25 protein-coding genes and 1 pseudogene are annotated in these 23,674 nt (G+C 64.3%); 10 read left to right on the forward strand and 16 right to left on the reverse strand.

Annotated elements, in window-relative coordinates; translation table 11 throughout:
• Positions 1 to 26: 26 nt before the first annotated feature.
• The 4 genes from AC5V87_RS24610 to AC5V87_RS24625 form a co-directional block, all read right to left on the reverse strand.
• Positions 27 to 293, reverse strand: a complete 267-nt coding sequence (locus AC5V87_RS24610; protein WP_495371937.1) for a hypothetical protein — start codon at positions 291 to 293, stop codon at positions 27 to 29.
• A gap of 132 nt (positions 294 to 425) precedes the next feature.
• Positions 426 to 923 carry a ferritin-like domain-containing protein gene (locus AC5V87_RS24615; RefSeq protein WP_456843313.1) on the reverse strand — a complete coding sequence of 166 codons (498 nt, stop codon included), beginning with the start codon at positions 921 to 923 and terminating at the stop codon, positions 426 to 428.
• Positions 924 to 1,722: 799 nt separating this feature from the next.
• The gene (locus AC5V87_RS24620; protein ID WP_495368010.1) at positions 1,723 to 2,214 is read right to left on the reverse strand and encodes an SRPBCC family protein; all 492 of its coding nucleotides are present in this window, start codon (positions 2,212 to 2,214) and stop codon (positions 1,723 to 1,725) included.
• A 2-nt stretch (positions 2,215 to 2,216) separates the two neighbouring features.
• Positions 2,217 to 2,603 (reverse strand): ArsR/SmtB family transcription factor, encoded by a 387-nt coding sequence (locus AC5V87_RS24625; protein WP_456837956.1) that lies wholly within the window; start codon positions 2,601 to 2,603, stop codon positions 2,217 to 2,219.
• A 274-nt stretch (positions 2,604 to 2,877) separates the two neighbouring features.
• On the opposite strand from AC5V87_RS24625, the gene AC5V87_RS24630 reads away from it, so the two are divergent.
• On the forward strand, positions 2,878 to 3,939 hold the full coding sequence (locus tag AC5V87_RS24630; protein WP_495368011.1) for a serine hydrolase: 1,062 nt from the start codon (positions 2,878 to 2,880) through the stop codon (positions 3,937 to 3,939).
• Between the two features lie 88 nt (positions 3,940 to 4,027).
• On the opposite strand, the gene AC5V87_RS24635 is transcribed toward AC5V87_RS24630, so the two are convergent.
• On the reverse strand, positions 4,028 to 4,732 hold the full coding sequence (locus tag AC5V87_RS24635; protein WP_495368012.1) for an SDR family oxidoreductase: 705 nt from the start codon (positions 4,730 to 4,732) through the stop codon (positions 4,028 to 4,030).
• Between the two features lie 112 nt (positions 4,733 to 4,844).
• Between AC5V87_RS24635 and AC5V87_RS24640 the strand changes: the two genes are divergently transcribed.
• On the forward strand, positions 4,845 to 5,684 hold the full coding sequence (locus AC5V87_RS24640; protein ID WP_495368013.1) for a GNAT family N-acetyltransferase: 840 nt from the start codon (positions 4,845 to 4,847) through the stop codon (positions 5,682 to 5,684).
• Positions 5,685 to 5,764: 80 nt separating this feature from the next.
• Here the strand turns inward: AC5V87_RS24640 and AC5V87_RS24645 are convergent, their stop codons facing one another.
• A complete protein-coding gene (locus AC5V87_RS24645) occupies positions 5,765 to 6,220 on the reverse strand; it encodes a hypothetical protein (protein ID WP_456837952.1) in 456 nt (151 codons plus the stop codon).
• A 283-nt stretch (positions 6,221 to 6,503) separates the two neighbouring features.
• Here AC5V87_RS24645 and AC5V87_RS24650 point away from each other — a divergent pair, with 283 nt between their 5' ends.
• Positions 6,504 to 6,779: a hypothetical protein gene (locus AC5V87_RS24650; RefSeq protein ID WP_456837951.1), complete on the forward strand. Its 276-nt coding sequence runs from the start codon at positions 6,504 to 6,506 to the stop codon at positions 6,777 to 6,779.
• 55 nt (positions 6,780 to 6,834) lie between these two features.
• On the opposite strand, the gene AC5V87_RS24655 is transcribed toward AC5V87_RS24650, so the two are convergent.
• From AC5V87_RS24655 to AC5V87_RS24680, 6 genes are all read right to left on the reverse strand, one after another.
• Positions 6,835 to 7,116, reverse strand: coding sequence for a hypothetical protein (locus AC5V87_RS24655; RefSeq protein ID WP_456837950.1), 282 nt, complete (start codon positions 7,114 to 7,116; stop codon positions 6,835 to 6,837).
• 11 nt (positions 7,117 to 7,127) lie between these two features.
• The gene (locus AC5V87_RS24660) at positions 7,128 to 7,469 is read right to left on the reverse strand and encodes a curlin (protein WP_456837949.1); all 342 of its coding nucleotides are present in this window, start codon (positions 7,467 to 7,469) and stop codon (positions 7,128 to 7,130) included.
• Positions 7,470 to 7,631: 162 nt separating this feature from the next.
• The gene (locus AC5V87_RS24665) at positions 7,632 to 8,042 is read right to left on the reverse strand and encodes a curlin (protein WP_495368014.1); all 411 of its coding nucleotides are present in this window, start codon (positions 8,040 to 8,042) and stop codon (positions 7,632 to 7,634) included.
• Positions 8,043 to 8,088: 46 nt separating this feature from the next.
• The gene (locus tag AC5V87_RS24670; RefSeq protein WP_456837947.1) at positions 8,089 to 8,478 is read right to left on the reverse strand and encodes a curlin; all 390 of its coding nucleotides are present in this window, start codon (positions 8,476 to 8,478) and stop codon (positions 8,089 to 8,091) included.
• A gap of 142 nt (positions 8,479 to 8,620) precedes the next feature.
• A complete protein-coding gene (locus AC5V87_RS24675; protein WP_495368015.1) occupies positions 8,621 to 9,076 on the reverse strand; it encodes a curlin subunit CsgB in 456 nt (151 codons plus the stop codon).
• 118 nt (positions 9,077 to 9,194) lie between these two features.
• A complete protein-coding gene (locus AC5V87_RS24680) occupies positions 9,195 to 9,827 on the reverse strand; it encodes a response regulator transcription factor (protein ID WP_456837945.1) in 633 nt (210 codons plus the stop codon).
• Between the two features lie 575 nt (positions 9,828 to 10,402).
• Between AC5V87_RS24680 and AC5V87_RS24685 the strand changes: the two genes are divergently transcribed.
• The 5 genes and pseudogenes from AC5V87_RS24685 to AC5V87_RS24705 all read left to right on the forward strand — a co-directional run.
• Positions 10,403 to 11,827, forward strand: a complete 1,425-nt coding sequence (locus AC5V87_RS24685) for an efflux RND transporter periplasmic adaptor subunit (RefSeq protein ID WP_495368016.1) — start codon at positions 10,403 to 10,405, stop codon at positions 11,825 to 11,827.
• A complete protein-coding gene (locus AC5V87_RS24690; RefSeq protein WP_495368017.1) occupies positions 11,824 to 12,549 on the forward strand; it encodes an ABC transporter ATP-binding protein in 726 nt (241 codons plus the stop codon). The genes AC5V87_RS24685 and AC5V87_RS24690 overlap by 4 nt, the downstream gene beginning before the upstream one ends.
• Positions 12,546 to 13,826: an ABC transporter permease gene (locus AC5V87_RS24695; RefSeq protein ID WP_495368018.1), complete on the forward strand. Its 1,281-nt coding sequence runs from the start codon at positions 12,546 to 12,548 to the stop codon at positions 13,824 to 13,826. Before AC5V87_RS24690 ends, AC5V87_RS24695 begins: the two co-directional genes overlap by 4 nt.
• Positions 13,823 to 14,137: a response regulator transcription factor gene (locus AC5V87_RS24700; RefSeq protein WP_495368019.1), complete on the forward strand. Its 315-nt coding sequence runs from the start codon at positions 13,823 to 13,825 to the stop codon at positions 14,135 to 14,137. The genes AC5V87_RS24695 and AC5V87_RS24700 overlap by 4 nt, the downstream gene beginning before the upstream one ends.
• A 976-nt stretch (positions 14,138 to 15,113) precedes the next feature.
• Positions 15,114 to 16,952 (forward strand): annotated as a pseudogene (locus AC5V87_RS24705) (alkaline phosphatase family protein); the annotation flags it as partial.
• Between the two features lie 74 nt (positions 16,953 to 17,026).
• Here AC5V87_RS24705 and ltrA read toward each other — a convergent pair.
• Both ltrA and AC5V87_RS24715 read right to left on the reverse strand, forming a co-directional pair.
• Complete coding sequence (ltrA, locus tag AC5V87_RS24710; RefSeq protein ID WP_456837647.1) at positions 17,027 to 18,406, reverse strand: group II intron reverse transcriptase/maturase; 1,380 nt, start codon at positions 18,404 to 18,406, stop codon at positions 17,027 to 17,029.
• Positions 18,407 to 18,886: 480 nt separating this feature from the next.
• Positions 18,887 to 19,468 (reverse strand): hypothetical protein, encoded by a 582-nt coding sequence (locus tag AC5V87_RS24715; RefSeq protein ID WP_495368020.1) that lies wholly within the window; start codon positions 19,466 to 19,468, stop codon positions 18,887 to 18,889.
• Between the two features lie 380 nt (positions 19,469 to 19,848).
• Between AC5V87_RS24715 and AC5V87_RS24720 the strand changes: the two genes are divergently transcribed.
• Positions 19,849 to 20,508, forward strand: coding sequence for a peroxiredoxin (locus tag AC5V87_RS24720; RefSeq protein ID WP_495368021.1), 660 nt, complete (start codon positions 19,849 to 19,851; stop codon positions 20,506 to 20,508).
• A 143-nt stretch (positions 20,509 to 20,651) separates the two neighbouring features.
• Here AC5V87_RS24720 and AC5V87_RS24725 read toward each other — a convergent pair whose 3' ends face one another.
• A complete protein-coding gene (locus AC5V87_RS24725) occupies positions 20,652 to 22,382 on the reverse strand; it encodes a methyl-accepting chemotaxis protein (protein ID WP_495368022.1) in 1,731 nt (576 codons plus the stop codon).
• 212 nt (positions 22,383 to 22,594) lie between these two features.
• Between AC5V87_RS24725 and AC5V87_RS24730 the strand changes: the two genes are divergently transcribed.
• Complete coding sequence (locus AC5V87_RS24730; protein WP_495368023.1) at positions 22,595 to 22,846, forward strand: histone; 252 nt, start codon at positions 22,595 to 22,597, stop codon at positions 22,844 to 22,846.
• Between the two features lie 55 nt (positions 22,847 to 22,901).
• Here the strand turns inward: AC5V87_RS24730 and AC5V87_RS24735 are convergent, their stop codons facing one another.
• Positions 22,902 to 23,645 carry a hypothetical protein gene (locus tag AC5V87_RS24735; protein WP_495368024.1) on the reverse strand — a complete coding sequence of 248 codons (744 nt, stop codon included), beginning with the start codon at positions 23,643 to 23,645 and terminating at the stop codon, positions 22,902 to 22,904.
• Positions 23,646 to 23,674: the final 29 nt, after the last annotated feature.

The following is a 23,674-nucleotide window of genomic DNA, read 5'->3' on the forward strand; positions in this document are numbered from 1 at the left end:
GGACATGGCGCATCGGATACCGGCGCTCAACGCCCCTCGCCGCGGCAGCCGCCGCAGCAGACGAGATCGTCGCATTCATCGGCGTGGCGCTGGTATTCGGAGATCGCGCGATTGGCCATGCGGATACGGTTGGTCTGGCCCTGGTCGACTATCGCGGCGATCCGCTGCGCCAGGAACACGCAGGCTTCGAACTCGTCGCGAATGGCGCCGGTCCGCGCGAGAAAGTCCCAGGCGATCTCGTAAGCCTCCTCGGCGGCCGGATTGCGGTAGTCGCTGAAGATAACATGTCTCATCATCGCCAAGCGAGACGGCCGCGATCGTTCCTGCCGGTCTTCGCGTCCATGCCGCCGGTGCGGCGGCATGGCAAGACCACCGGCCGCGCGCTGCGGGCCGGTGGGCCTGATCCCGGCAGAATGGCTCGAGGATCAGGCTGCCCGGCGCTGATGCGCCAGATATTCCATCGTCACCTTCTCGACGTTGGAGTCGATCCACGACGCCATGCGCTGCTCTTCCTTCAGCGAGGCCTCGAGCTTCTCCTTGGCCGCCGGCACTCCTGCGGCGCCGCAGAGCGCGAGGAGAGATTTGTAAGCGGCGATCTCGAAATTCTCGAATGCATTGTTGGCGAAGGTGTTCTTGAGGATCTCATCGCCGGCCGCCGAGTGTGCCATGGCCTGCATGTTCGCCATCACTGACTGCGCCGTATCCTTGAGGCTCGACGTGCTCTCGCCGCAGGCCTCCAGACATTGCTCCAGTCGCCTCAGCTGCTCGTTGGTCTCCTGAAGATGGGCGGAGACTTTCGCCTTGACCTCCGGATACTCGTCCAGACGTTCCGACTGGCGCTCCATCAACTCTCGCGCCTGAACTTCCATCGCGTGTGCATTGCGTAATCCGACCACGAACGTATCGCGAGCTGCGTTAGCCATTGTCCTGTCCTTTCGTATTGACTGGCCTCGTTCCGCAAACCGCAGCTCGTAAGGATCGTTCCTCCAGGAAATCAGGCGGTTTGCCGCAGCTGATCGGCCGCTGTTCCGATGTTCGGACCCGACGCTAACCTGCGATAGCCGAACATCAAACCACCTGCGCTTGTAGGAACGCCGCCCTTGGACAGTTGTTCTCGACAACATGGAGTCGCGCGGCCGCTTTTGTTTTGCCTGCTGCGCTTGATCTCCTCGCTGAACATTCGACGAGGTTGCCACGTGTCCGCACCAACGACCTCCGACCACGCTTCGCATAGGAACGGGTCAGCGTCGCACGCGATTGGTCACGTGCGAAAACCTCGAGGAGAAGCAATATGCGTAAGACAGTTCTAACGATCTTCACAGCCGCGGTGCTCGCGGGCGCTTCGGTCGGCGCAGCGTTCGCACAAGGTGCGGGCGGCGGTGCCGGAGGCGGTGCTGGAGGAGCCGGTGGCGGCGCTGGCGCCGGTGCCGGCGCTGGAGCAGGCGGAGCTGGCGCGGGTTCAGGCGGATCCGGTTCGGGCGGGAGCGGAGACGGAGGTGCCGGCAGTGGCGGTGGCGGCATCTCCCATGTAGAACGCGGCGGACAAGGTGCTTCGAGCCCTCCCGGCATGCGCAACGAAACGACTCCGCCCTCCAACGGCGTCACGCCGCGGCGCTAGCTGACCACGGATCGCACATCGAAGCCGGTCCCTTTTCATGGCGCACGCGCAAGAGCGGCCCCAGCGCGATCCTCCCCTCGCTGGGGCCGCTCCATGTTAAAGCCTCACCGCTTCATCAGCGACACATACGCCGCCAGCTTGTCCAGCGTCTGGTAGCCGTATTCGACCGCGCCGAAGCCGATCATGCCGTCGCGCTGCGCAGTGCTCGAGGTCAGTTGCCGCATCATCAGCACCGTCTTGCCGTTGCTCTGCTCGGCAAAGGTGACGGTGAAACGGAACATGCCGGGATCATCGTCCTGGTCGGTGCCGTGATCCATCTCCATCAGCGACGGCCGCTCGATGCGGCGGAAGCGCATCCGGTTCGGATAGACCGTGCCGTCGGGGCCGATCATGTTGAAGCGCCAGACGCCGCCGACGCGGACGTCGATCTCGAATGTCTCGACCTTGAATCCCTTCGGTCCGAACCATTGCGGCAGATGTTTCGGGTCGGACCAGGCCTCGAACACCAGCTCGCGCGGCGCGTCGATCACGCGCGACATCACGATCTCGCGGTCGAGCGACCATTGCGACAAAGCGGGATTGGCAGAACTCGTCATCGTCAGGCACCTTTCCGTTTGGTGGTTCGGGACGGCCGCTTGGCGGCGGCCGCCTCCTTCTCCTTCTTGAGCTTCATCACATAGGCCTCGAACCGGTCGAGCCGCGCCTCCCAGATTGCGCGCTGCTGCTGGAACCAGTCCTCGGCGCCGACAAGCGCATCCGGACTGAGACGGCAGGTGCGCACGCGGCCGGATTTCTCCGACTGAACGAGCCCGCTCGTCTCCAGCACGTGGATGTGTTTCATGAAGCTCGGCAGCGCCATGTCGAAGGGGTCGGCAAGCTCGCCGACCGACGCCTCGCCGGCGCACAGCCGCATCACGATCGCCCGCCGGGTGGGATCGGCAAGCGCCGCGAAAATCTGGTCGAGGCGGGATAATTGGTTAGCCATGAAGCTAACTAATCACGGCAAATGCCGGATGTCAACAATCGTTAGCCTATTGGCTAAGTAAACGGTGACCAACGGAACCCACAACGCGCAATCGTGAATTGGGGCATCGCGCCCTCCCCGCTAAAAGATGCCCGGGGGTGCACAAGCAGATTCACTAGAGCGCGTGCCGCCTGTTGTCACATGCTTCCCGATCACCCGACGAAGCTTCGCCCGGGCTGCGCTTGTTCCGCTGGCGATCGCGCTTTCCCCGCGGCGCACATTTGCGGACTCAGACATGATCGCGCAGATGCGCGATATCGTCGCCGCCGAACTCGCGCCGACCTCGAGGCCGGATCATCCGGGCGGTCTTGCCGCCGCGCTCTATGCCGGGCGCCATGTCGAGTTCTTCACGTTCGGCTTTGCGGACGAGGCGAGCCGCCGGCCGGTCACACCTGACACGCTGTTCAACATCGCTTCACTGCGTAAACCGTTCGAGGCGACGCTGGTCGCGCTCGGCACGCTACGCGGCGAGTTGCGGCTCGACGATGCCTTGCCGAAATACCTGCCTGAACTCACCGGCGATTATGTCGGCCGCGTCACCGTCGGTCAGCTCGCCGCGCACACGTCGGGACTGCTGCTTGCGACCGATCATCCGCCATGGCCAAACGATTCCTTCAACCGGGCGCAGTTCATCGAGATGCTCAACGCATGGGAACCGCAGGCCGGCGAAGCGCCCGGCAGGCAGCGCGTCTACAGCCATGCCGGATATGTGCTGCTTCAGCTCGTGCTCGAGCGCTGTTACGGCGCCCCGATCGCGACGCTGCTCGAACAAAATATCTTCAGGCCGCTCGGCATGACCGCGACCTCCGTGCCCGAGCGCGGGCCGGACGATCGCGCCGCGATGGACGCGGCCTGGATGCAGCGCGTCGTGCAAGGCTATTCGGATCAGGGCATGGCGATCGGCCCGCCCGGCAACCAGCAGAGCTATTACGATTTTCCCGGCACAGGCCAGATGTTTTCGTCTGCGCGCGACCTTGCGACCTTCGTCGGGGCCTCAGTCGACGGCCGGTCGATCGACCCGGATCTGCGCGAGGCATTGCGGATGACGCAACACGAGGTCTTCCGCGTCGACGAGAAATTCGGACAGGGCATGGCCTGGGAGAATGTACGCCTGCCCGGCGTCCTCATCGTCGACAAGCCGGGTGGCCTCAACAACGCCTCCGGCTATCTCGGTCTCGTGCCGACGCGGCGGATCGGCATCGTCCTGCTCGCCAATCGCGGGGAATATCCGCACGAGATCGCCCGCTACAAGATCCTGCCCGCGCTGGCGCATCTGATCGCCTCGCATGGCGGCTAGCTTCGAATCAGAAAGCCCCGGCTGAGCCGGGGGCTTTCACGCCAGATCCGGAACGGGATGAAGCTCAGTATCCGGCGCTCGGCTAGGCTCAGACCGAGCGCGTCAGCCCGCCGTCGACGCGGATGTTCTGGCCGGTGATATAGGCCGCGCCGTCGGAGGCCAGGAACGCGATCGTCGCGGCGATCTCCTCGACCTTGCCGTAGCGCCGCATCGGCACGCTGTCGCGGCGCGCGTCCTGCTGCGGCAGGCTGTCGATCCAGCCTGGGAGCACGTTGTTCATGCGGATGTTGTCGGCGGCATGGGTGTCGGTGAAGATCTTGGTGAAAGCGGCGAGCCCGGCGCGGAACGCCGCGGAGGTCGGAAACATCGCGCTCGGCTCGAACGCCCAGGCGGTCGAGATGTTGATGATGGCGCCCGCCTTCTGCGCCTGCATGATGGGCGTGACCAGCCTGGTCGGACGGATCACGTTGAGGAGATAAGTATCGAGGCCGGCGTGCCATTGCTCGTCGGTGATCTCCGTGATCGGCGCACGCGGCCCATGGCCCGCGCTGTTGACGAGCACGTCGATGCGGCCCCACTTGGCCAGTGCGCCGTCGACGAGGCGCCTTAGATCATCGTTCGACTTGTTGGAGCCCGTGACGCCGAACCCGCCGAGCTCGGCGGCCAGCGCCTCGCCCTTGCCGGAGGACGACAGGATCGCGACGCGAAAGCCGTCGGCCGCAAGGCGCCGCGCGGCCCCTGCCCCCATGCCGCTGCCGCCGGCGGTGACGAGTGCGACCTTCTCTGCTGCCATGACCATGGTCCCTGTGTTGAGGCGAGCCGCAGGCCCGGCCTATCATGAGGCCTTCTACTGCCGGAGCTGCCGGCAGGTCCACCGCCGAGAGCATCCGCCGAGAGAATCCACCATGAGCGACCTGCAGATCCGCAATCTGCGCCCTGACGAAATTTCCCTCGCCGCCGACTGGGCCGCGGCCGAGGGCTGGAATCCGGGCCTCTCCGATGCCGCCTGCTTTTCGATCCCCGACGCGGAGGGTTTCTTCGTCGGCGAGATCGAGGGCGAGCCGGTCGCGACCGTCTCCTGCGTCAACTACGATGATCGCTTCGCCTTTCTCGGCTTCTACATCGTGCGCGCGAGCTTTCGCGGCAGAGGCCACGGCCTCAGCATCTGGAACGCGGCAATCGCGCATGCGGGCGCGCGCGTGATCGGGCTCGACGGCGTCGTGGCGCAGCAGGACAACTATAAAAAGTCCGGCTTCCAGCTCGCCTACGCCAACATCCGCTATGGCGGCGTCATCGCGGCGCCGTCGCCGCGAGCCGATGCCGTTGCGCTCGACACGGTCCCGTTCGCGCTGGTGGAAGCCGACGATGCGACGGTCTTCCCGGCCCGGCGCAGCGCGTTCCTGCGCGCCTGGATCGGGACATCGGGCCATATCGGCCGCGCGCTGATGCGCGACGGCAAGCTCGCCGCATGGGGCGTGATCCGGCCCTGCCGGAGCGGCTGCAAGATCGGCCCGCTCGTCGCCGATGATCGCGCCGCTGCGGAGGCGATCGTGCAGGCCTTGCTGGCAACAGCGGGCGGCGGCGAGATCTTTCTCGATGTCCCCGCCGTCAACCGCGAGGCAATTGCTCTGGCTGAACAGCTCGGGCTCAAGCCGGTGTTCGAGACGGCGCGGATGTATACCGGGCCGATCCGGAGCTTGCGGATCGACCGCGTCTTCGGCGTGACCAGCTTTGAGCTGGGTTAGCTAGTGCATGATCCGGACCCGAAGGCCCGCGTTAGCGCAAAGTGTGAAACGGTCTTCCGAAAAGATCATGCTCAAGATGCTCAGTAGCAGCGCATGATGTTGACGGTGTGCTCGCTGCCGCCGCGGCCTGGCACCGTCACCTGCTCGGTCGGGCAGCTCGGCACATAGGGCCGGTCCGACGGCACGACGTTCGGCGGGAAGCGATGCGTCCAGTCCCAGGGAACGTCATAAGTGTAGGTGTAGCGCACGTCCGTGGAGACCGGCTGCCCGAGGTCGGCAAAGGGCTGGCTGCTGTAGCCCGCACCGTCGTAGAAGAAGCCACCGCCGCCCGGCCAGTAGACCCAGGGCGTGTTGCGGCCGCGGAACCTGGCACCGGGTGCGATCGGCGGACGCGCCACCGCGGCCGGCCGCGCGGCAGCGCTCACCACGCCATGCGGCGCGGCGCCGCCGGGTCGTGCAAAAGTCTCGCTGGGGCTAAGGAGCAGCGCGGCTGCGCTGAGCGAGGCGAATAACGCCCCATATGATCTGGACATCATGATACGCACCAACTCGTTTGGCTTCGCGAAAAGCGGCTCCCCGCCGCACGCTAGGCCGGGCCGTCACCTGCCCGCAAACGTATAATTAATTGTTGGTTAAGGCGCGGAATGAACGGGGAACAGGGTGCGGCCAAACGCCCGAATTCCCCACGCGTTTCAGGCGCTTCGTTCCACGAGCGGCACTTCATAACCAGTTGATCGGAGTTGATCGGCCCCCTCAAAATACGTCCGGAACGCTCCCCCATCGCTGTCGTTGGCCCCGACAAGAAAAGGAGCATCCTCAATGCAGAACACGTCAAAACTCGTCTGCCTGATCACGGCATCGCTCATCGCGGGCACCACGGCCGCATCGGCCCAGGGCTATGGCTGGAACGGACCGCGCGCCGGCTGGGACGCTCCCGCCTATGAGACGGTTCAGCCGCGCGCGTACTATCCTGGGGTCACCGGGCCATACGGCGCGCTCAACGGCAGCAACCATCCGGCGCCGAGCTCGACACAGGGCGATGTCGGCCCCGACGGCAACAACAATGGCACGCTGACCGGCGTCTATCGCTGGTAGTGTGCGCTCACGGCCAAGGCCCATCGTTCCTTCGCGGACGGTGGGCCTTCGCGCGTCAGCGGCCCCGCTGCTTGCGCAGCCAGTCGAGCATGTCCTGCGCGTTGCCGGTACCCTGGGAGACAATGGCCGTGTTTCCGCCGCTGCGGCGGTAGACCGTGGTACGCCCGGGCTCCTTCTCGATCTTCACCTCGGCCTGCGCCGGATCGCCGCTCTGCGTGATCACGGAGGTGCCGTTCTCGTCCTGGACCACCGTGGTGTGACCGTCGGCAGCCCCGGCCGGCGCCGCCGCGATCACGCTCATGATCCCTATGCCGGATGCGAGCAGGAATAATCTCATGTCACACTCCTTCATCGGCTGAACTGGAAGATCGCCATCCAGTTGAAACGTCCGAACTGCCGTACCGCTCCCGTGTTCATGTCGCCGATCTGGAGCAGGAGCGCATTGGTGGAATTGCCGATCTGGGTGATGTCGGCAGTGTTGCTGAGGCCGGACTGGCCGACCGCCGCATTGGTGGTACCGCCTACCTGGATCACGTTGGCATAGTTGCGCTCCCCGTTCTGGATGATCGTCGCGTCCACCGTGCCGGTCCCGCCGATCTGGATCACCCGCGCGATGTTGATGCGGCTGTTCTCCTCGATCGTGACAGGCTCGACATTGTCGCCGAACTGCACGATCGTTTCGACGCTCACGTTCCGGTTCGTGAAGCTCCGCTGGACGGATCCCGCCGGCGCCTGCGTCGCCGTGCCGACGGCGACAAGCAACGCCGCCGCGGCCAACACGTGCCTCAACACAGCCCTGCCCCATTGCATCACGCGTCTCCGCTTCGTTGTCGATTCCCGCGAGCTCGCGTGCTACGGGCTGTGTTGAACAACCATCGACGAGTTGATCCTGCCGAACTGCGCGATCGCTCCCGTATTCATGCTGCCGAGTTGCGACACGACGCTCGTCGCCGACTGACCGGTCTGGCCGACGAAGGCGAAATTAGTCATGCCGGTCTGCCCGACCGAAGCCGATGTCGCCCCACCGAATTGCAGGATCCCGACAGCATTATTCGAGCCGTTCTGGGTGACAGTCGCGCTGGTGTTACCGCCGATCATGAACACGCCGGCCAGGTTGGTCGAACTGCTCTGGTTCAAGACGACCGGCGGCCCGTTGACCGAGACGATCGTCTTGATGTCAGCGCTTTGCGCCCGCGCAGGGCCGTTCGCGGCAAAACAGGAGAGGAGGATCGCCGTCGCAACGACCAGAAGATGCCTATTCATCATATGCCTCCACACTATCTGTGCCGAGCCAAAACACGATCTCGGGTTAAGGAGCCTGCTGCAAAATCGTGGAGCCGTTCAGAATGCCAAGCTGGGACACCCCGGCAGCGTTGTTCAGGCCAATCTGGCCGATCAAGCTCGTGTTGGCGCCGCCGACCTGACCGACCGCGGCGTTATTGGTCGCGGTGGGGGTCGTGCCGCCCTGTCCTATCGTCGCCGAATTGGCCGAAGCCAGCGATCCCAACTGCAAGCTCGATGCGGTGTTGGTCGCACCGAATTGCAGCGTCGTCGCGGTGTTGTTCACCGGGCCGGTCTGCACTGTGGACGAGAGATTTGTCGTGCCGAACTGCAACACGCTAATCGAGTTGGCGGCTTGGGCATCGACAGCACTCAGCGCGCTCAGCATGACGACCGTCGTGACGAAAAATTTGCGCATGTCATAATCCTCCGCGAAATGTCAGCCGCCGACCCGCCGCCCCGTTCAGGCAACCTGATCGCGGTGATTTCGAGTATGGCCTGTCGAGTATCACCCGGACGCGCCGCTCGGTGGACGCGCCCGGGGCCGATACGGGGCTGGCTTAGTGCTGCGTAATGGTGCTGGAGTTGATGCCGAAGCCGAACTGCCCAACGGCGGCAGCGTTGTTCGGCGGGAGGCCGAAGAGCGTGGACTGGCTGATCGAGCTGGTGTTGTTGCCCGTGGCAACCTGCCCAGTGGTGGCCGAGTTGCCAAAGACGCCAACCTGAGTCACCGAGCTCGCATTGTTGAGCGACGGAGTGGTCGTGCCCTGCAGGGTGATCGCGGTATTCACGAAACCGAACTGGGCGGTGGTCGAGGAGTCGTTCACGTGGCCCTGCTGGTTCACGCTGGAGCCGTTTACGATCCCGACTTGCACCGTAGTTGCGGTGTTGGCAGCCTGCGCCGCGGAAGACAGAGCGAGCACGGCAACGGAAGCAAAAACAATTTGCGCATGGAAATCCCTTTCTAGCCGAGTTGTCTGACTGGGTTTGGATGCGGTCTTGAGGAAGGCCGACATCGTAGGGATGACTCTGAACCGATCGCGCTTCGTGCGACAGACTGCAGTTCATGCTAGTCGGTACGGACTAGACGTTATCCGGGATCTCGCCGTCCGCAGGCTCGGAGCTCGCGAGAGCTCACGTCGCCTCCGCTTCGCGGCCGATGCTGTCGATCAATCTCACCACCTCGATCGGAGAGCGCAGCTCCAGCTTTCGCATCATCCTGGCGCGATGAACCTTCACCGTCACTTCGCTCACCCCGAGCCGTGCCGCGATTTGCTTGGCGACGAGCCCTTCGGCCATCAGCAGCATGATGTCGCGCTCCCGCGCCGTCAGCGTCTCGACGCGCTGACGCGCCTCGCGCATGGTGTCTTCGCGCGCCAGCCGCCTGCGGTCGCGCTCGATGCCATGCCGGATCGCGTCGAGGATCTCCTGCTCGCGAAAGGGTTTTGGAAGAAACTCGACCGCGCCGCGCTTCATGGCCTCGACCGAGACGCGGACGTCGGAATGACCGCTGATGAAGACGATCGGGATGGGCACGCCAGTCTCCGCGAGCCGGCGCTGAAGCTCGAGACCGGTCGGCGCAGTGCCCGGGAAGCGCACATCGAGCACGAGGCACGACGGTCCCTCGGACATGCTCTCGGCAAGGAACTCGTCCGTCGACGCAAACAACCTCACCTTGTGTCCGGTCTCCTCGCAAAGACTCCCAATCGCGGTTCGAATCTGAATCTCGTCGTCAACGACATAAACTGTGGCTTGATCTGAACTCATGACAACAAACTCCCCAGCCTGGGGCCCGATGACCAGGTAACGAGCCGTCCATTCTTTTGTGACCGCAAACAAGGTGCTTGGATGAGTTGCAGCGGATCGAGCGAAGAGCGTCGGTCCACCGACGGGATGTCTTAGAGCCAATACTCGCCCATCACATCTCGAACTTCGTGATTACAGGGAATAGAGCCAGCCACAGGCATCACGGCGGGGCATGTATCGCGGATGCCACCATCCGGCCGCGAGCGCGGTATCGCCAACTGCGTCATGGTGTCGCCATCCATGTGCCGACGTCAACGCCGGCTGGTCGCCGCTTTCGGCAGACCAGACGCGACGTGCAGTCAGCTTATCGAATTCGGTACCGCGCGCGTCGTATGGAATACTCCCGGTATATGATCCCAGCAAATCACGAAACGTCGCAACCTCAGGCTTTACTTCTGGATCATGAAACGTGCCCGACCGTCAGCCCGGGATCGGCGACATACTGCCGAGACGATCAGGATCGCTTGGAAGATTTACAACCATAGCGCGATTTCTCGCCATACCCCCGCAACCATTTCAAACAGGCGGGTTTTGATATGCGATTTGTGCCAGTTATTGCCTTGTTCGGAACTGCATGCGGCCTCGCCGCCCTCTCCGCCGCCGGGTCGGCCGCCATCAGCGGCGCAGCCGGCAGTGCCGCCGAGAAAGCCGCCCGCGCCTACGAATCGACCAAACGCCTGCTCGTGCCTGTTGGGCGCGAGGCCCCGACCTTCGGGGTGGATGCGCCTCTGTTCCGCTACGCCTCGATCCAACGCGGCAGCATCGAGCAGACGGTCACCGTCACCGGCGCGCTGCAGCCGGTCAAGACGATCGAGGTGGGATCTCAGCTGTCCGGACAGCTCGCGCGGGTCTACGTCGATTTTAACGACAGTGTCGTCAAGGATCAGCCGCTCGCCCTGATCGATCCACGCAGCTTCGCGGCCAAGGTGGACGAGGCCAAGGCCTCGCTGGCGGTCGCCAACTCGCTGGTCGACGTCGCGCGCGCCAAGCTCGATCGCGCCAGGATCGATCTGCAGAACGCCAAGGGCAGCCGCGACGTGCTCGCCGCCAAGCTCGAGAGCGCGCAAGCGGTCAAGAGCTCGGCGCAGAAGACCTTGCAGCGGAAGCTGGCGCTGCAGTCGCAAAACGTGGTGGCGACGACGACGGTCGATGATGCGCAGACCGAGTTCACCGCCCGCCTCGCCCAGGAGCGCGAGGCGGAGGTGATGATGTCCCTCAACTCCTATTCGGTGGATGGAGCCCAGGCCGACGTCCGCCGGATCGAGGCGGAACTGCAGCAAATGCGCATGGCCGTGCCCGAGAAGGCGGCCGTTCTCGCCGCGGCGCAGGCCGATCTCGACCGCACCGTGATCCGTTCGCCGATCGACGGCGTCGTCGTCGGCAGGTTCGTCAACGAGGGCCAGACGCTCGCGGTCGGGCTGGAATCGCGCACCACTTTCGTGGTCGCGCACCGTCTCGAGGACATGGAGATTCACGCCCAGGTCGACGAAGCCGATATCGGGCGCATTGCCTCCGGACAGCACGCCTATTTCACGGTGGATTCCTACCCGGACCGGCGCTTCGAGGCCGTGGTGCGGCAGGTGCGCAAGGCGCCGCAGAACCAGCAGCACGTCGTCACCTACACGGTCGTGCTGGCGACCTCCAACCTGGATGGCGCGCTGTTGCCCGGAATGACCGCGCTGGTGAAGATCGTGATCGAGCGGCATGACGATGTGCTGAAAGTGCCGCTCGCCGCGCTACGCTTCCAGCCCTCCGGCACTCGGCCGGACGCCGCGCACAGTGGAGTATGGGTACGCACCGCGAGCGGCTCGCTGCAGCGCGTCGCCGTGACGGTCGGGGCGGCCGGCACCGAACAGGTCGCGCTCAAGAGCGGAGACCTGGTCGAGGGCAGCCAGGTTGCCGTCGGCCAGGCGATCCGTCCGACAGGCATGGAATTTTTCGGCATCAGGTTCGGATCATGACCGCCTCTCCGCCCCTCATCAGCCTCCAGTCGGTCTCCAGGACCTATCGCACCGACGGCATCGCGGTGGCTGCCGTGCGCAATGTCAGCTTCGATATCGAGCAAGGCGAGATCGTCGCCGTGATGGGACCGTCCGGTTCCGGCAAGTCGACGCTGATGAACATGATCGGGCTGCTCGATCTGCCGAGCGCAGGCGCGGTCTTCCTCGAAGGCGCCAACGTCGCCGGTCTCTCGGAAGACCGCCGGTCGTCCTTGCGCGCCCGCAGCATCGGCTTCGTGTTCCAGTCCTACAATCTGCTCGCCCGCCACAATGCGATCGAAAATGTCGCGCTGCCGCTGATCTATTGCGGCGTCGGCCGGAAGGAGCGCCTGGCGCGCGCCGAGCAAAGCCTGGAGGCTGTCGGCATGCTGCACCGGGCCCATCACTTCCCCCGGCAGCTCTCGGGCGGCGAACAGCAGCGTGTCGCGATCGCCCGCGCCCTGATCGCCTCTCCATTGATCGTGCTCGCCGACGAGCCGACCGGCGCGCTCGACAGCCGCACCGGCGCCGAGATTCTGGCGCTGTTCGCCGCGCTCAACCGGACCGGCCAGACCATCGCGATGATCACGCACGATCCCGGCATCGCGACCCAGTGCCGGCGAACGATCCGCCTGCATGACGGCGAGGTCGTCGCCGACGAAATGATGGCTCCAGCCTTGCCGAAACGGAGCGCCGCATCATGACGATGCTCCAGGGCTTTCAGATCGCCCTTCACGCCTTGCGCCTCAATCCGCTGCGCAGCTTCCTCACCATGCTCGGCATCGTGATCGGCGTCGCCTCCATCGTGACCGTGTTTGCGATCGGGTCGGGCGCGCAGCTCCGCCTTCAGGAGCAGATCCGGTCGATCGGCGCCAACGTGCTGATGATCACCCCCGGGGCGGTCTACCAGGGCGGCGTGCGCCTCAAGGACGGCAGCAAGCTGACCATGACCGAGAGCGACGTGCAGGCCATCCTCGAGCAGATTCCGGAAGTCCAGGCCGCGGCCGGCTCGATTGCCGGAACCGCGCAAGTGATCCACGAGGGCAAGAACTGGAATACGACGATCAACGGCACCACGACCGGACACTTCATGGTGCGCGACTGGCAGCTTGCGACCGGGCGCTATTTTTCCGGCGCTGAAGAGGCCGGCGCCGGCAAGGTCGTGATCCTCGGAAGCACGGTCGCGCGCGAGCTGTTCGCGCCGGGCGACGATCCCATCGGCGCGCAGGTCAGGATCATGAAGGTCCCGCTCGAAGTGGTCGGCGTGCTCGATCGCAAGGGACCCGCGCAGGACGATGTCGCTTTCGTGCCGCTCACCACGGCCAAGCTGCGCTTCCTTGGCAGCGCGAGCAACATCAACAGGGATTCGGTGGCCTACATCATCGCCAAGGTCGCTGCGGATGGACAGATGGCAGGAGCGCGATCGGAGATCGAAGGCCTGCTGCGGCAGCGCCACAGGATCCCCGCGGGCCAGGAGGACGACTTCAAGGTCCAGGATCCGGCCGCCGCGATGGAAGCGCAGCAGGGGGCGATCCGCACCGTCGCGCTCCTGCTCGTCGCCATCGCCTCGGTCTCGCTGCTCGTCGGCGGCATCAGCATCATGAACGTCATGATCGTGTCGGTCACCGAGCGCACCCGGGAGATCGGCATCCGCCGCGCCCTTGGCGGGCGGATGCGGGACATCCGTCTCCAGTTCCTCTGCGAGGCGCTCGTGCTCTGCCTGCTCGGCGGCGCCATCGGCGTCGGCGGCGGGGTCACGCTCTCGATGACGGTCGCCCGCATGGCCGGGTGGATCACCTCGATCGACGGCCAGGCGATCGGCCTCTCCCTCGTCTTCTCGATCGCGGACCGGTCTCGTCTTTGGTTTTTACCCCGCCCACAAGGCATCAAAGCTCAGCCCAATCGAGGCGGCTCAAGACGGAGTGAGAAGATGCTGGGGGGCCAAGATCCATTCACAGGCCAAGGGAGGAGCAAGCCATGAGCCGGGATCCGAAGCATTTGATTGTGCCGACACCGCGCGAGCGCGAGCTGATGATGCTGATCGCGCGGGGACTGCAGAACAAGAACATCGCCTACGAGCTCAAGATCTCCGAGAACACCGTCCGGGCGCATATCGGCAACATCATGCGAAAATACCGCCTCCAGAACCGGACCCAGGTCGCAATCATTTACGCCCTGCATACGGCACCCCCATCGCTCCGCCGCGATCTCGCCAAAGGCGGCGACTATGCGACGGCAACAGGCTCGGCGCAGGTGCTCGCACAGACGCGGGTGCCGACCGCGCCGGATTGACCGTCCTGACCGCAATTTCTTGCGCCACGTCGGGGCGAAACAGATCCAGGTCAACGGCATGGCCACAATATAATTCTCTTTATTCGAATTCGGATTTTTGTTAGATATTGCGCACTCCGGCCCGAGGAAGAGGGCATATAGCGATCGTCACGAACGTGGGCCGGGCGGCGGTGGGCGTGGACCACATCGGCGCGACAAGCTTCGCAGGGCGGGCAGCCGTGAGCGGGAGCGTCGCGCCAACGACAGGTGTGGTCCGCGTACGGCCAAATCGTGTGGTCCTGGCGCCCGGGGTCTGTGCGCCAAGTCTTGCGGTGATGTGTGCTGTCCAACCGGACACGCGCATCAGCCATCCGCAAGGCGACGGGGGCAATAGTGCAACGCTCCCCGGGGAGAGCACGACATAAGCCGTCAACCCATTGCGCAGGGAAGGCCGGATGTCTGGCTCCACCTGTATGCCGCTGTGCAGATTCTTGTTGCCACCTTTCGCACAGTGGACCGTGGGTGCCCGGCCGGCACCCGGTCTTCCCGCGGCCTTCCCTGCGCCCTCTTCTCAATTGAGGGTGGCGTGACGAGGCAAAGCTCGGGCGAAACGCGCCGCGGGGATGCGAAAGTGTGTCTGTCGTTGGAGATCGAACTGCCGGTGCTGCGACGAGCACCAATTTCTGACCGTCACCCTGAGGCGCGAGCCCGTGGTGCGCAGCAGCGCGAGCGAGCCTCGAGGGGCGACGGCCCGGCTGCACCTCGGCCGTTCATCCTTCGAGGCTCGGCTTGCGATGCGTTTGCATCACAAGTCTCGCACCTCAGGATGACGGGATAGATATCTTCCCCCGCAATGACGTGTCCGTGAGGTTGAGGCCCCCTCCCCAGCCCGCCTGCATCCGCAAAAGGCCTTGTAACAAAACTGACATACAGCAAAACTAAACGAAGGCGGGGGCCGCGGTCGGCGGCCATGCCGCCTCACCGCTAGGAGACTTCGATGCGCCGTTCACTGGTGTTGCTGTCCGCCGGACTGACAGTGCTGTCCACCGGATTTGCCTCAGCCCAGAACAACACGCCCCACAACCTGATCCTGTTCATTCCGGATGGCCTGCGCGCGCTGAAGGTGACGCCCGAGACGGCCCCGGCAATGGCCGAGGTCCGCGACAAGGGCGTCAACTTCAAGAACTCGCACTCGCTGTTCCCGACCTTCACCATGGCCAACGGTTCGGCGATGTCGACCGGCCATTATCTCGGCGATACCGGCGTGTTCTCCAACACGATCTGGACCAACTACACCTCCGGTCCAGCCGGCGACACGGTCGTCCCCTTCATCGAGAACGACGCCGTGCTCGGCGACATCGACGAGCATTTCAAGGGCGACTATCTCAACGAGGAAACCATCCTGAAGATGGCCCGCGACAAGGGCCTCAGCACCGCCGCGATCGGCAAGGTCGGCCCGACCTATCAGTTCGACCACACCGACCATCCGGAGAAGCCGGGCCAGCACTCGATCGTCATCGACGATTCCACCGGCGGCAAGAACGGTGTCCCGCTGTCGGACGAGATGAAGGACGCGCTCACCAAGGCGAACCTGCCCCTCACCCCCCCGAGCCGTGGCGACAATGGCAAGGCCGGCGATGCCAAGACGCCGGGCACCACGGTCGCCAACATCGCCCAGCAGGCCTATTTCGCCGACGTCGCCACCAAGGTCGTGCTGCCGATGTTCAAGGCGCGCAACAAGCCGTTCGTCCTGGTGTTCTGGTCGCGCGACCCTGACGGCACCCAGCACAATCAGGGCGACAGCCTCAACCAGATCATGCCGGGCATCAACGGGCCGAGCACGATGGCGAGCATCAAGAACGCCGACAACAACCTCGCCCAGCTCCGCAAGGCGCTGGACGAGCTTGGGCTCGCCGCCAACACCAACATCATGATCCAGGCCGACCACGGCTTCTCGACCATCTCCAAGGAGAGCAAGACGAGCCCCTCGGCCAAGCTCAGCTATGACGATACGCCGAAGGACTTCTTGCCGATGGGCTTCGTTGCGATCGACCTTGCGAAAGCGCTCGACCTGCCGCTGTTCGACCCCAACGACAAGAATGCGAAGATAGAAGGCAACAAGCATCCCAAGGCCGGCAACGGCGTGCTCGGGACCAATCCGGAGAAGCCCGACCTCGTCATCGCCACCAATGGCGGCTCCGACCTGATTTATCTGCCCAGCAAGGACAAGAAGCTCGCCGCGAAGACGATCAAGGCGCTGCTCGAGCAGGACTACGTCTCGGGCCTATTCGTCGACGACTCCCTCGGCCGCTTCCCCGGCACCCTGCCGCTGTCGAGCATCAACCTGCGCGGCAAGTCGGCGACGCCGACGCCGGCGATCGTCGTCAACTTCCGCTCCTATGCCAGTGATTGCGGCGAGGCGCCGACCAACTGCTCGGTGCAGGTCGCCGACACCGTGCTGCGCCAGGGCCAGGGCATGCATGGCAGCTTCAGCCGCGGCGACACCATGAACTTCATGGCCGCCATCGGTCCGGACTTCAAAACCGGCTATGTCAGCGAGATCCCGGTCAGCAACGCCGACGTCGGCATGACCGCGGCCCAGCTCCTCGGTCTGCGCAGCTCGGGCAACGGGGGCCTCGTCGGCCGCGTGATGTCGGAGGCGCTGCCGAACGGCGTCGTGCCGAAGGCCTATAAGACCGTTGAGCGCTCGAAGAAGAAGTCCGAGAACGGTCTTGAGACCGTGCTCAACGTCCAGCGCGTCGGCAGCCAGCGTTATTTCGACGCCGCAGGCTTCCCGGGCCGCACGCTCGGCCTCGAGCCGGATCCAGGCAATCGGGATAGGGGGAGTCTCGCGACTCCTCCCCTCCCACACCACCGTACATACGGGTCCGTATACGGCGGTTCGGCGGATTATGCAGGCCACTGTCCCGTGACGGAAGCCAAGCCGAGCGAAGCGAAGAAGCTGTTTGGCAGAGCAATGGCAAGCGCGGGGCTGTTCGCGAGCCGCCAAGGGCCATGCGGGGCGCCGGCAGTTTGCGCTGCCAGATCCCGGCCGACGCCACGGCGTCGCAGCTCGGCGAAGCGAGCGGGTCCATACTTCCATTGCTTCCAGACGACGGCGCGCAGCCGCCGCCTGATCCACCGGTCAAGCACGCGCAACACCGACGGGGTTTGGCAGAAGCCGAAGTAGCCGCGCCACCCGATCAGGTAGGCTGACAGCTCCTTGGTAATCTGCACGAGGCTTCGACCGCACGTGCGTCGCGTCAGCTCCAGAACTTTTACCTTGAAGCGGGCGAGCGCCTGCGGCGCGATGCGCCGTCGCGGTGGTTCACTTCCGCCGGTAAAGCTGAAGCCCAGGAACTTGCGAACGCTCGGTTTGGCGACCGCACTCTTGGCCTTGTTGATCTTGAGCTTGAGGTGCTTTTCGAGGAACCGTTCGAGGCCGGCCAACACCCGCTCGCCCGCCTTCTGACTGCGTACATAGATATTGCAGTCGTCGGCGTAGCGCACGAAGCGATGGCCGCGTTTCTCCAGTTCCTTGTCCAGCACATCCAGCATCAGGTTCGACAACAGCGGCGAGAGCGGTCCGCCTTGCGGCGTACCCTCCTCCGTCGGGCTGACCAGCCCTGCCTCCATCACACCCGCAGTCAAGAAGCCACGGATGAGCTTGAGGAGGCGCTTGTCAGCGACCCGTTTGGCAATGAGCCCCATCAGGATGTCGTGGTTGACCCGGTCGAAGAACTTTTCCAGATCGATGTCGACGACGACGGCGTAACCGGATGCGATGTAGGTCTGCGCCCGTTCCACCGCCTGATGCGCCGAGCGGGTCGGCCGGAAGCCGAAGCTCGCCTCGGAGAACGTTCCGTCCCAATCTGCCTGCAACACCTGCATCACCGCCTGCTGGATGAAGCGGTCGAGCACCGTCGGGATGCCGAGCGGCCGCAGGCCGCCCGACGCCTTCGGTATCTCCACCCGCCGCACCGGCTGTGGCTTATAGGTGCCGTCAAGCAACTGGGCGCGGATCGTGAGCCAGTGCTCCTTCAGATAGGCCGATAGCTCGCCGACGGTCATCCCATCGACGCCTGCCGCACCCTTGTTGCGCTTCACTTGCGCCAATGCTGCTTGCAGATTCTCACGCTCGACGACTACTTCCATCGACGGTCCTGCGACCGCCGGGCGTTCGAGGCTGGCTCTCACCGCGCTTGCTTCGGTCTCTCCGGCGGCGGAGCTTGCGGCTTCACCGCCTGCTCCGGTGCCCAAGTTCAGTTCGACCTGATTCTTCTGCCGCATGGCTCGCGCGAGATCGTTGCTCTACTAACCACTTCCACCGTTCGGGCCTTCGGCGGCACACGCCACCTACTATGCCCTCAGCTGACTTCTGCGCTGCGGTCGGGCCGCCTTACGACGACCTCAGTCCCGTTGCCGGGACACAACGCAGACCTCCCGAGGTAAGACCGACCGCCTTCACCGCGCGCCCGCCGAATTTACCACCCCGACCCTTGATGACCCTGGACTTCGCGATCAGTTGCTCGCTCGTCCGGCCGGGTAGGCCTCGTTATCCGGTGTTTGTCCATCGGGCCGCGGCTTTGCTCCACGCTTTCTTCAGACCCCACCTCGCGGTGACGCCCTTGCGCTTCGCTAATCCTTCGCCGCCATCAGGCTGGATAGAGGACTTCCACCTCCAAGCTGTCGTTCATACTCGGCACACAACAAAAAACGGCGGGGAAGTAACCCCGCCGTTCGCTCGCCCTCATCAAGAGCGGAGAAGACTTACATGCCGATGTCGAACACGTTCGGCAGCTGGCCCGCCAGAGGCAGCGCGGTGGCGCCGAGGAACGTCGCCACCATCGCCATTAGGCGACGATTGTTGTGGCGCCTGCCGCGCATCTGGCCGGCGATCCACTCCAGCATCTCACTGTTGACCTTGGAGGCGTAGGCCGGCGCCCAGCTCTCGATGTCGCTATGGGCCGAGAGCGCGACGCTGCGCGGCGGCACTTTCAGGCCCGAGGCGCTGGCCGCGTAATGGGCGACAGCTTTGGCCAGGAGGTCGTCGAAGCGGCCGCCATCCGTCCGCTCGGTCGCGGCCTCGTTGATCTCGAACAGGACTTCGGCTTCGGCGCGGCTGACCGGCTGGTCGTTGACGGCGGCGGCGGTCAGGATACGGACGCACCAGGCTGTGTCGTCGGCGTCGAGCGAGCGGGAGAAATGCACCCGGCCCTTGGTGGTCGGGCCTTCGCCCGTGATCACGCCGTCGCGCACGATGGTCAGTGCATGGGCCGAAGTATCGCGGCAGGACGGTTCGAGGGACGGCGACTGAGACTTTTCAGCGGACTTGGGCGCAGCGGCAGACATAGTTCACTTCCAGATTTCTTCTGACCGACCAGCATTTTCATGCGGACGTAAAGGGGTGGTTAATGATTGACTACGGGGATCGCGACTTTTCTCAATGGTTGCCGATTGGTCGCTATGAGGACCATTTCGGTTCCGGAGAGCGTCGGGCGAGGGTGATGCGGGTCATAAAAGGCTTTATCGGGGCAATCGAGACCGTGTGGTTCCGTGGAGATGTTTCGCCGCAGGGGACCCTGTAACAGAAAAGTGCTAAGAGATCGGCCCTTCAGAGAAGGAATTCACATTTTACTTGAGCCCCGTTCACTTGAGATTGGTCAAAGCCTATACTGATGCTGACGGCCAGGACGAATTTACAAATAAATTCAATGAGATGAGGTAGAACCATGGCACTTCCGATCGGCGCCACCGCCCCCGACTTCGAAGCCGAGACCACCGAAGGGAAGATCAAGTTCCACGACTGGATCGGCAACAGCTGGGCGCTCCTGTTCTCGCACCCCAAGGACTTCACGCCGGTTTGTACGACCGAGCTCGGCGCACTCGCCAAGCTGAAGCCCGAATTCGACAAGCGCGGCGTCAAGCTGATGGGCCTCTCGGTCGATCCGGTCGATCGCCACGCCAAATGGTCCGAGGACATCAAGGAGACGCAAGGCGCCGCTCCGAACTATCCAATGATCGGCGACACCGACTTCAACGTCTCGAAGCTCTACGAGATGCTGCCCGCCTCGACCTCGGGCGATCCCCTCACCCGCACGCCGGCCGACAACCAGACCGTCCGCAACGTCTTCATCATCGGGCCGGACAAGAAGATCAAGCTCGTGCTGGTCTATCCGATGACCACGGGCCGGAACTTCCAGGAGATCCTGCGCGTCATCGACTCGCTCCAGATGACTGCCAAGCACCGCGTTGCCACCCCGGCCGACTGGAAGCAGGGCGAGGACGTCATCATCGCCGGCTCGGTGTCGAACGACGAGGCCAAGACGATCTACCCGCAGGGCTGGAAGGAGCCGAAGCCCTACATCCGGATCGTGCCGCAGCCGAAGTGACTTTTTGAGGTCGCCGATAGCGACCGCAAAACGTCATCCCGGGGCGATGCGTCAGCATCGAACCCGGGATCTCGAGATCCCCGGTGCGCAATTGCGCACCTGGGGTCTGGTCCTGCGGACCATCCCGGAATGACGGCGTTAGACTAAGCCGCGTGCACGCGGTCCAGAAAACCGTCGACCTCGGCCTTCAGATGCACGCTCTCGCTCGATAGCGCCTGGGCCGATGCGAACATCCGGCTCGAGGTCTCGCCGGTCTCGCTCGCGCCCTTGGCGGCGTGCCGGACATTGACCGCAACCTCCGCCGTGCCCGAAGCCGCGGCGCGCACGCTGGCCGCGATGTTCTGGGTCGCGCTGCGCTGTTGCTCGACCGCAGCCGAGATCGAGCTCGCGATGCCGCTGATGCGCTCGATGGTCTGTCCGATCCCCTTGACCGCAGCGACAGATTCCTCGGTCGCAAGCTGCATGCTCGCGATCTGGTTCGAGATCTCGTCGGTCGCTTTCGCGGTCTGGCCGGCGAGCGTCTTGACCTCCTGGGCCACCACTGCAAAGCCGCGGCCGGCATCGCCGGCGCGCGCGGCCTCGATGGTGGCGTTGAGCGCCAGCAGGTTGGTCTGCTCGGCGATCGAGGTGATCAGTTTGACGACGTCGCCGATCCGCGCGCCTGCCTCGGAGAGCTGCGCAATCCGCTGATCGGTCGCTTCGGCCTGGCGCACCGCCTCGGCGGAGATCTCGTTGGATTCCTGCACCCTCCGGGTGATCTCGGAGATCGACTGGGACAGCTCGTCTGAGGCCGATGCGGCCGAGCGCACGTGCTCGGAGGCGCTTTCGGATGCCCCGGCTGACTGCGCCGACAGCTCTGCCGTCGAACGTGCGGTGTCGGTGAGCTGCCGCGCCACCCGTTCGAATTCGCCTGACGATGTCAGCACCTTGTCGAGAATGCCGCCGACGCTGCCGCGGAACTGCTCGACGAAATTGCGCAGCTCCGCCTTGCGCTGCTCGGCCGCGGCAGCCGTGGCCGCGGCCTGCTCGCTGCGCAGGCGGGCCCGCTCCAGCGAATTGCTCTTGAACACCGCGACCGTGCGGGCGATTTCGCCGATCTCGTCGGCGCGATCCTCGCACTCGATCGTGACGTCGCTCGCCCCCTCGGCCAGCGCCGTGAGCGAGCGCGCGACCAAGGTGAGCGGCCGGGTGACGCGGCGGACGATCACGAGGGTCAGGACCAGCACCAGCAGCGCGGCAAGCCCGGCGGCGGCCGCCATGCTCTCGATCGCCCGGGCCAGCATGCTCTCGAACTGGGCCATGGGGATGCCGACATAGAGAATGCCGGCGACCTTGCCGGCGGTATCCACGACCGGGAAATAGGCGGTCATGAAGGACTTGCCGAACAGCGTGGCCGGCCCCTTATAGGCTTCGCCCCGGCGCAACAGCGCCTGGCCCGGATGGTCGGCGGCGAGCTGGGTGCCGACGGCGCGGTCACCATTCTCCTTCTTCACATTGGTCGAGCGGCGCACGAACTGCCCGCTCGCATCGTCGAACACGAAGAGCGTCGCATTGCCGCCGACATAGGACACCGCGCGATCGACGATGGCGTGATCGCTGAATTCGGGCATTTTGGGGATCTCGGCGCGCACCACCGCGCCGTCCCTCACCGTGATCTTGGCGTCGGGAACGATCTCGGCGAAAGCCAGCGCGAGCGTGCGCAGATTGACCTCGATGTCGCGGAGCGCGCGATCATTGAAGGCGGAGGTGAGCGACCAATAGCCGGCTCCGACCACCAGCGCCGTGTTCACGGCGATCAGCAGCACCGCGCAGAGGACGGCCTTGGTGCCGAGCTTGAACCGCGGCAAGAACTTCGCCGTTGAAAGTCTGGACATGATTGGAATGCCCCCGTAATTGCTGCATATTCGTGCAACCCGCTTACGGCCGCATTAACGACGGTTCACCGCCGCTGCCCGCAGCATGCTTGCCGGAGCGTTAACGAGGAGCACGCCGAGCGCTGCGCAAGGATCGCAAAGGTTGAGCGGTGCTTTGACACAATCATGGAAAACGCTATCGTCATCGCTCCATACAAGCCGTGGGGGACGATATGGACGACGAGAAGCCGATCACCGAACAAGCGATGGAGACGATCACCACCGCCGTGGAAACGACCAGGGATGCCGCAGTCACTGCCGTCAAGAAGGTCAGGAAAGCCGCCAAGAAGGTCGCGAAGGTAGCGCCGAAGAAGGCGAAGAAGGCGTCGAAGAAGGCAGCCAAGAAGACCGCGAAGAAGGCGGTGAAGAAATCCGGCAAGAAGGCCGCAAAAAAGAAAAAGAAGGCCAAGAAGTCCAAGCGCTGATCGCAAGCCGAGCATCTCTCCGGGTGCGCGCGCCCGGAGAGGGCTCCGGCAATGCCTAGCCTCTATGTTTGATCGCCCGCCGGCCCGGGTGATGCTTTCCTTGCGGATCGCGGAATTCGCTGCGATGGCCGCGCCGGTCCTCGGCGTTGAAGCGCCGCCGCTTTCCCGGTGAGCCGAACGCCTTGATCACCTTCCTGCCGTTGACCTTCTTGATGACGTAGCCGCCCTCGGTCATGGAGAACGGCTCCGTCAGCGTTCCCTTGTGGTCGAACTTGGTGCCGCGGGGATGCTTGAACGGCTCGAACCAGGACGGGTAGACGAAGTTCGACATCTCAAAGCCGTTGACGCGGAAAGAATCCTCCTCCACTGCGTCGCAGACCTCATAGGCATACTGGGTATTCGGATTCTTGTCGGCCCAGAGATTGGCCATGGGGTCGAGCACCATCTCGAACAACTCGTGTGAGGCGGCGACGCTGACCGGCTCCTCGCCCAGCGCCTTGACGAAGATTTTCGAGATCGGCTGGCCGCGATGGGTCAGCTCGTGGCGCCCGAGCATGTTCTTGTGCGAGGCATCGTCGAAATAGACCAGCTGCCAGTCGGCGGCCTTCGGCTGCTGGGTGACATAGAGATCGACCGGATAGCCCCATACGGGGAGGAAGTGCTTGTCGTAACATTTTTGCAGTGCTGCGGTGAGCCTGCTCATCATCCGGCCGCTGATCGACTCCTCCGCGTAGTTGATGCAGGCAATCCGGACCGGCTTCAGGGACCGGCCGAGCAGCGCACGTCTCGCCTTCTTCATGGAAATCACCGTTGCGAAAGGGAAGCTGA

The sequence above is a fragment of the Bradyrhizobium sp. SOJA106 genome (assembly GCF_059448745.1).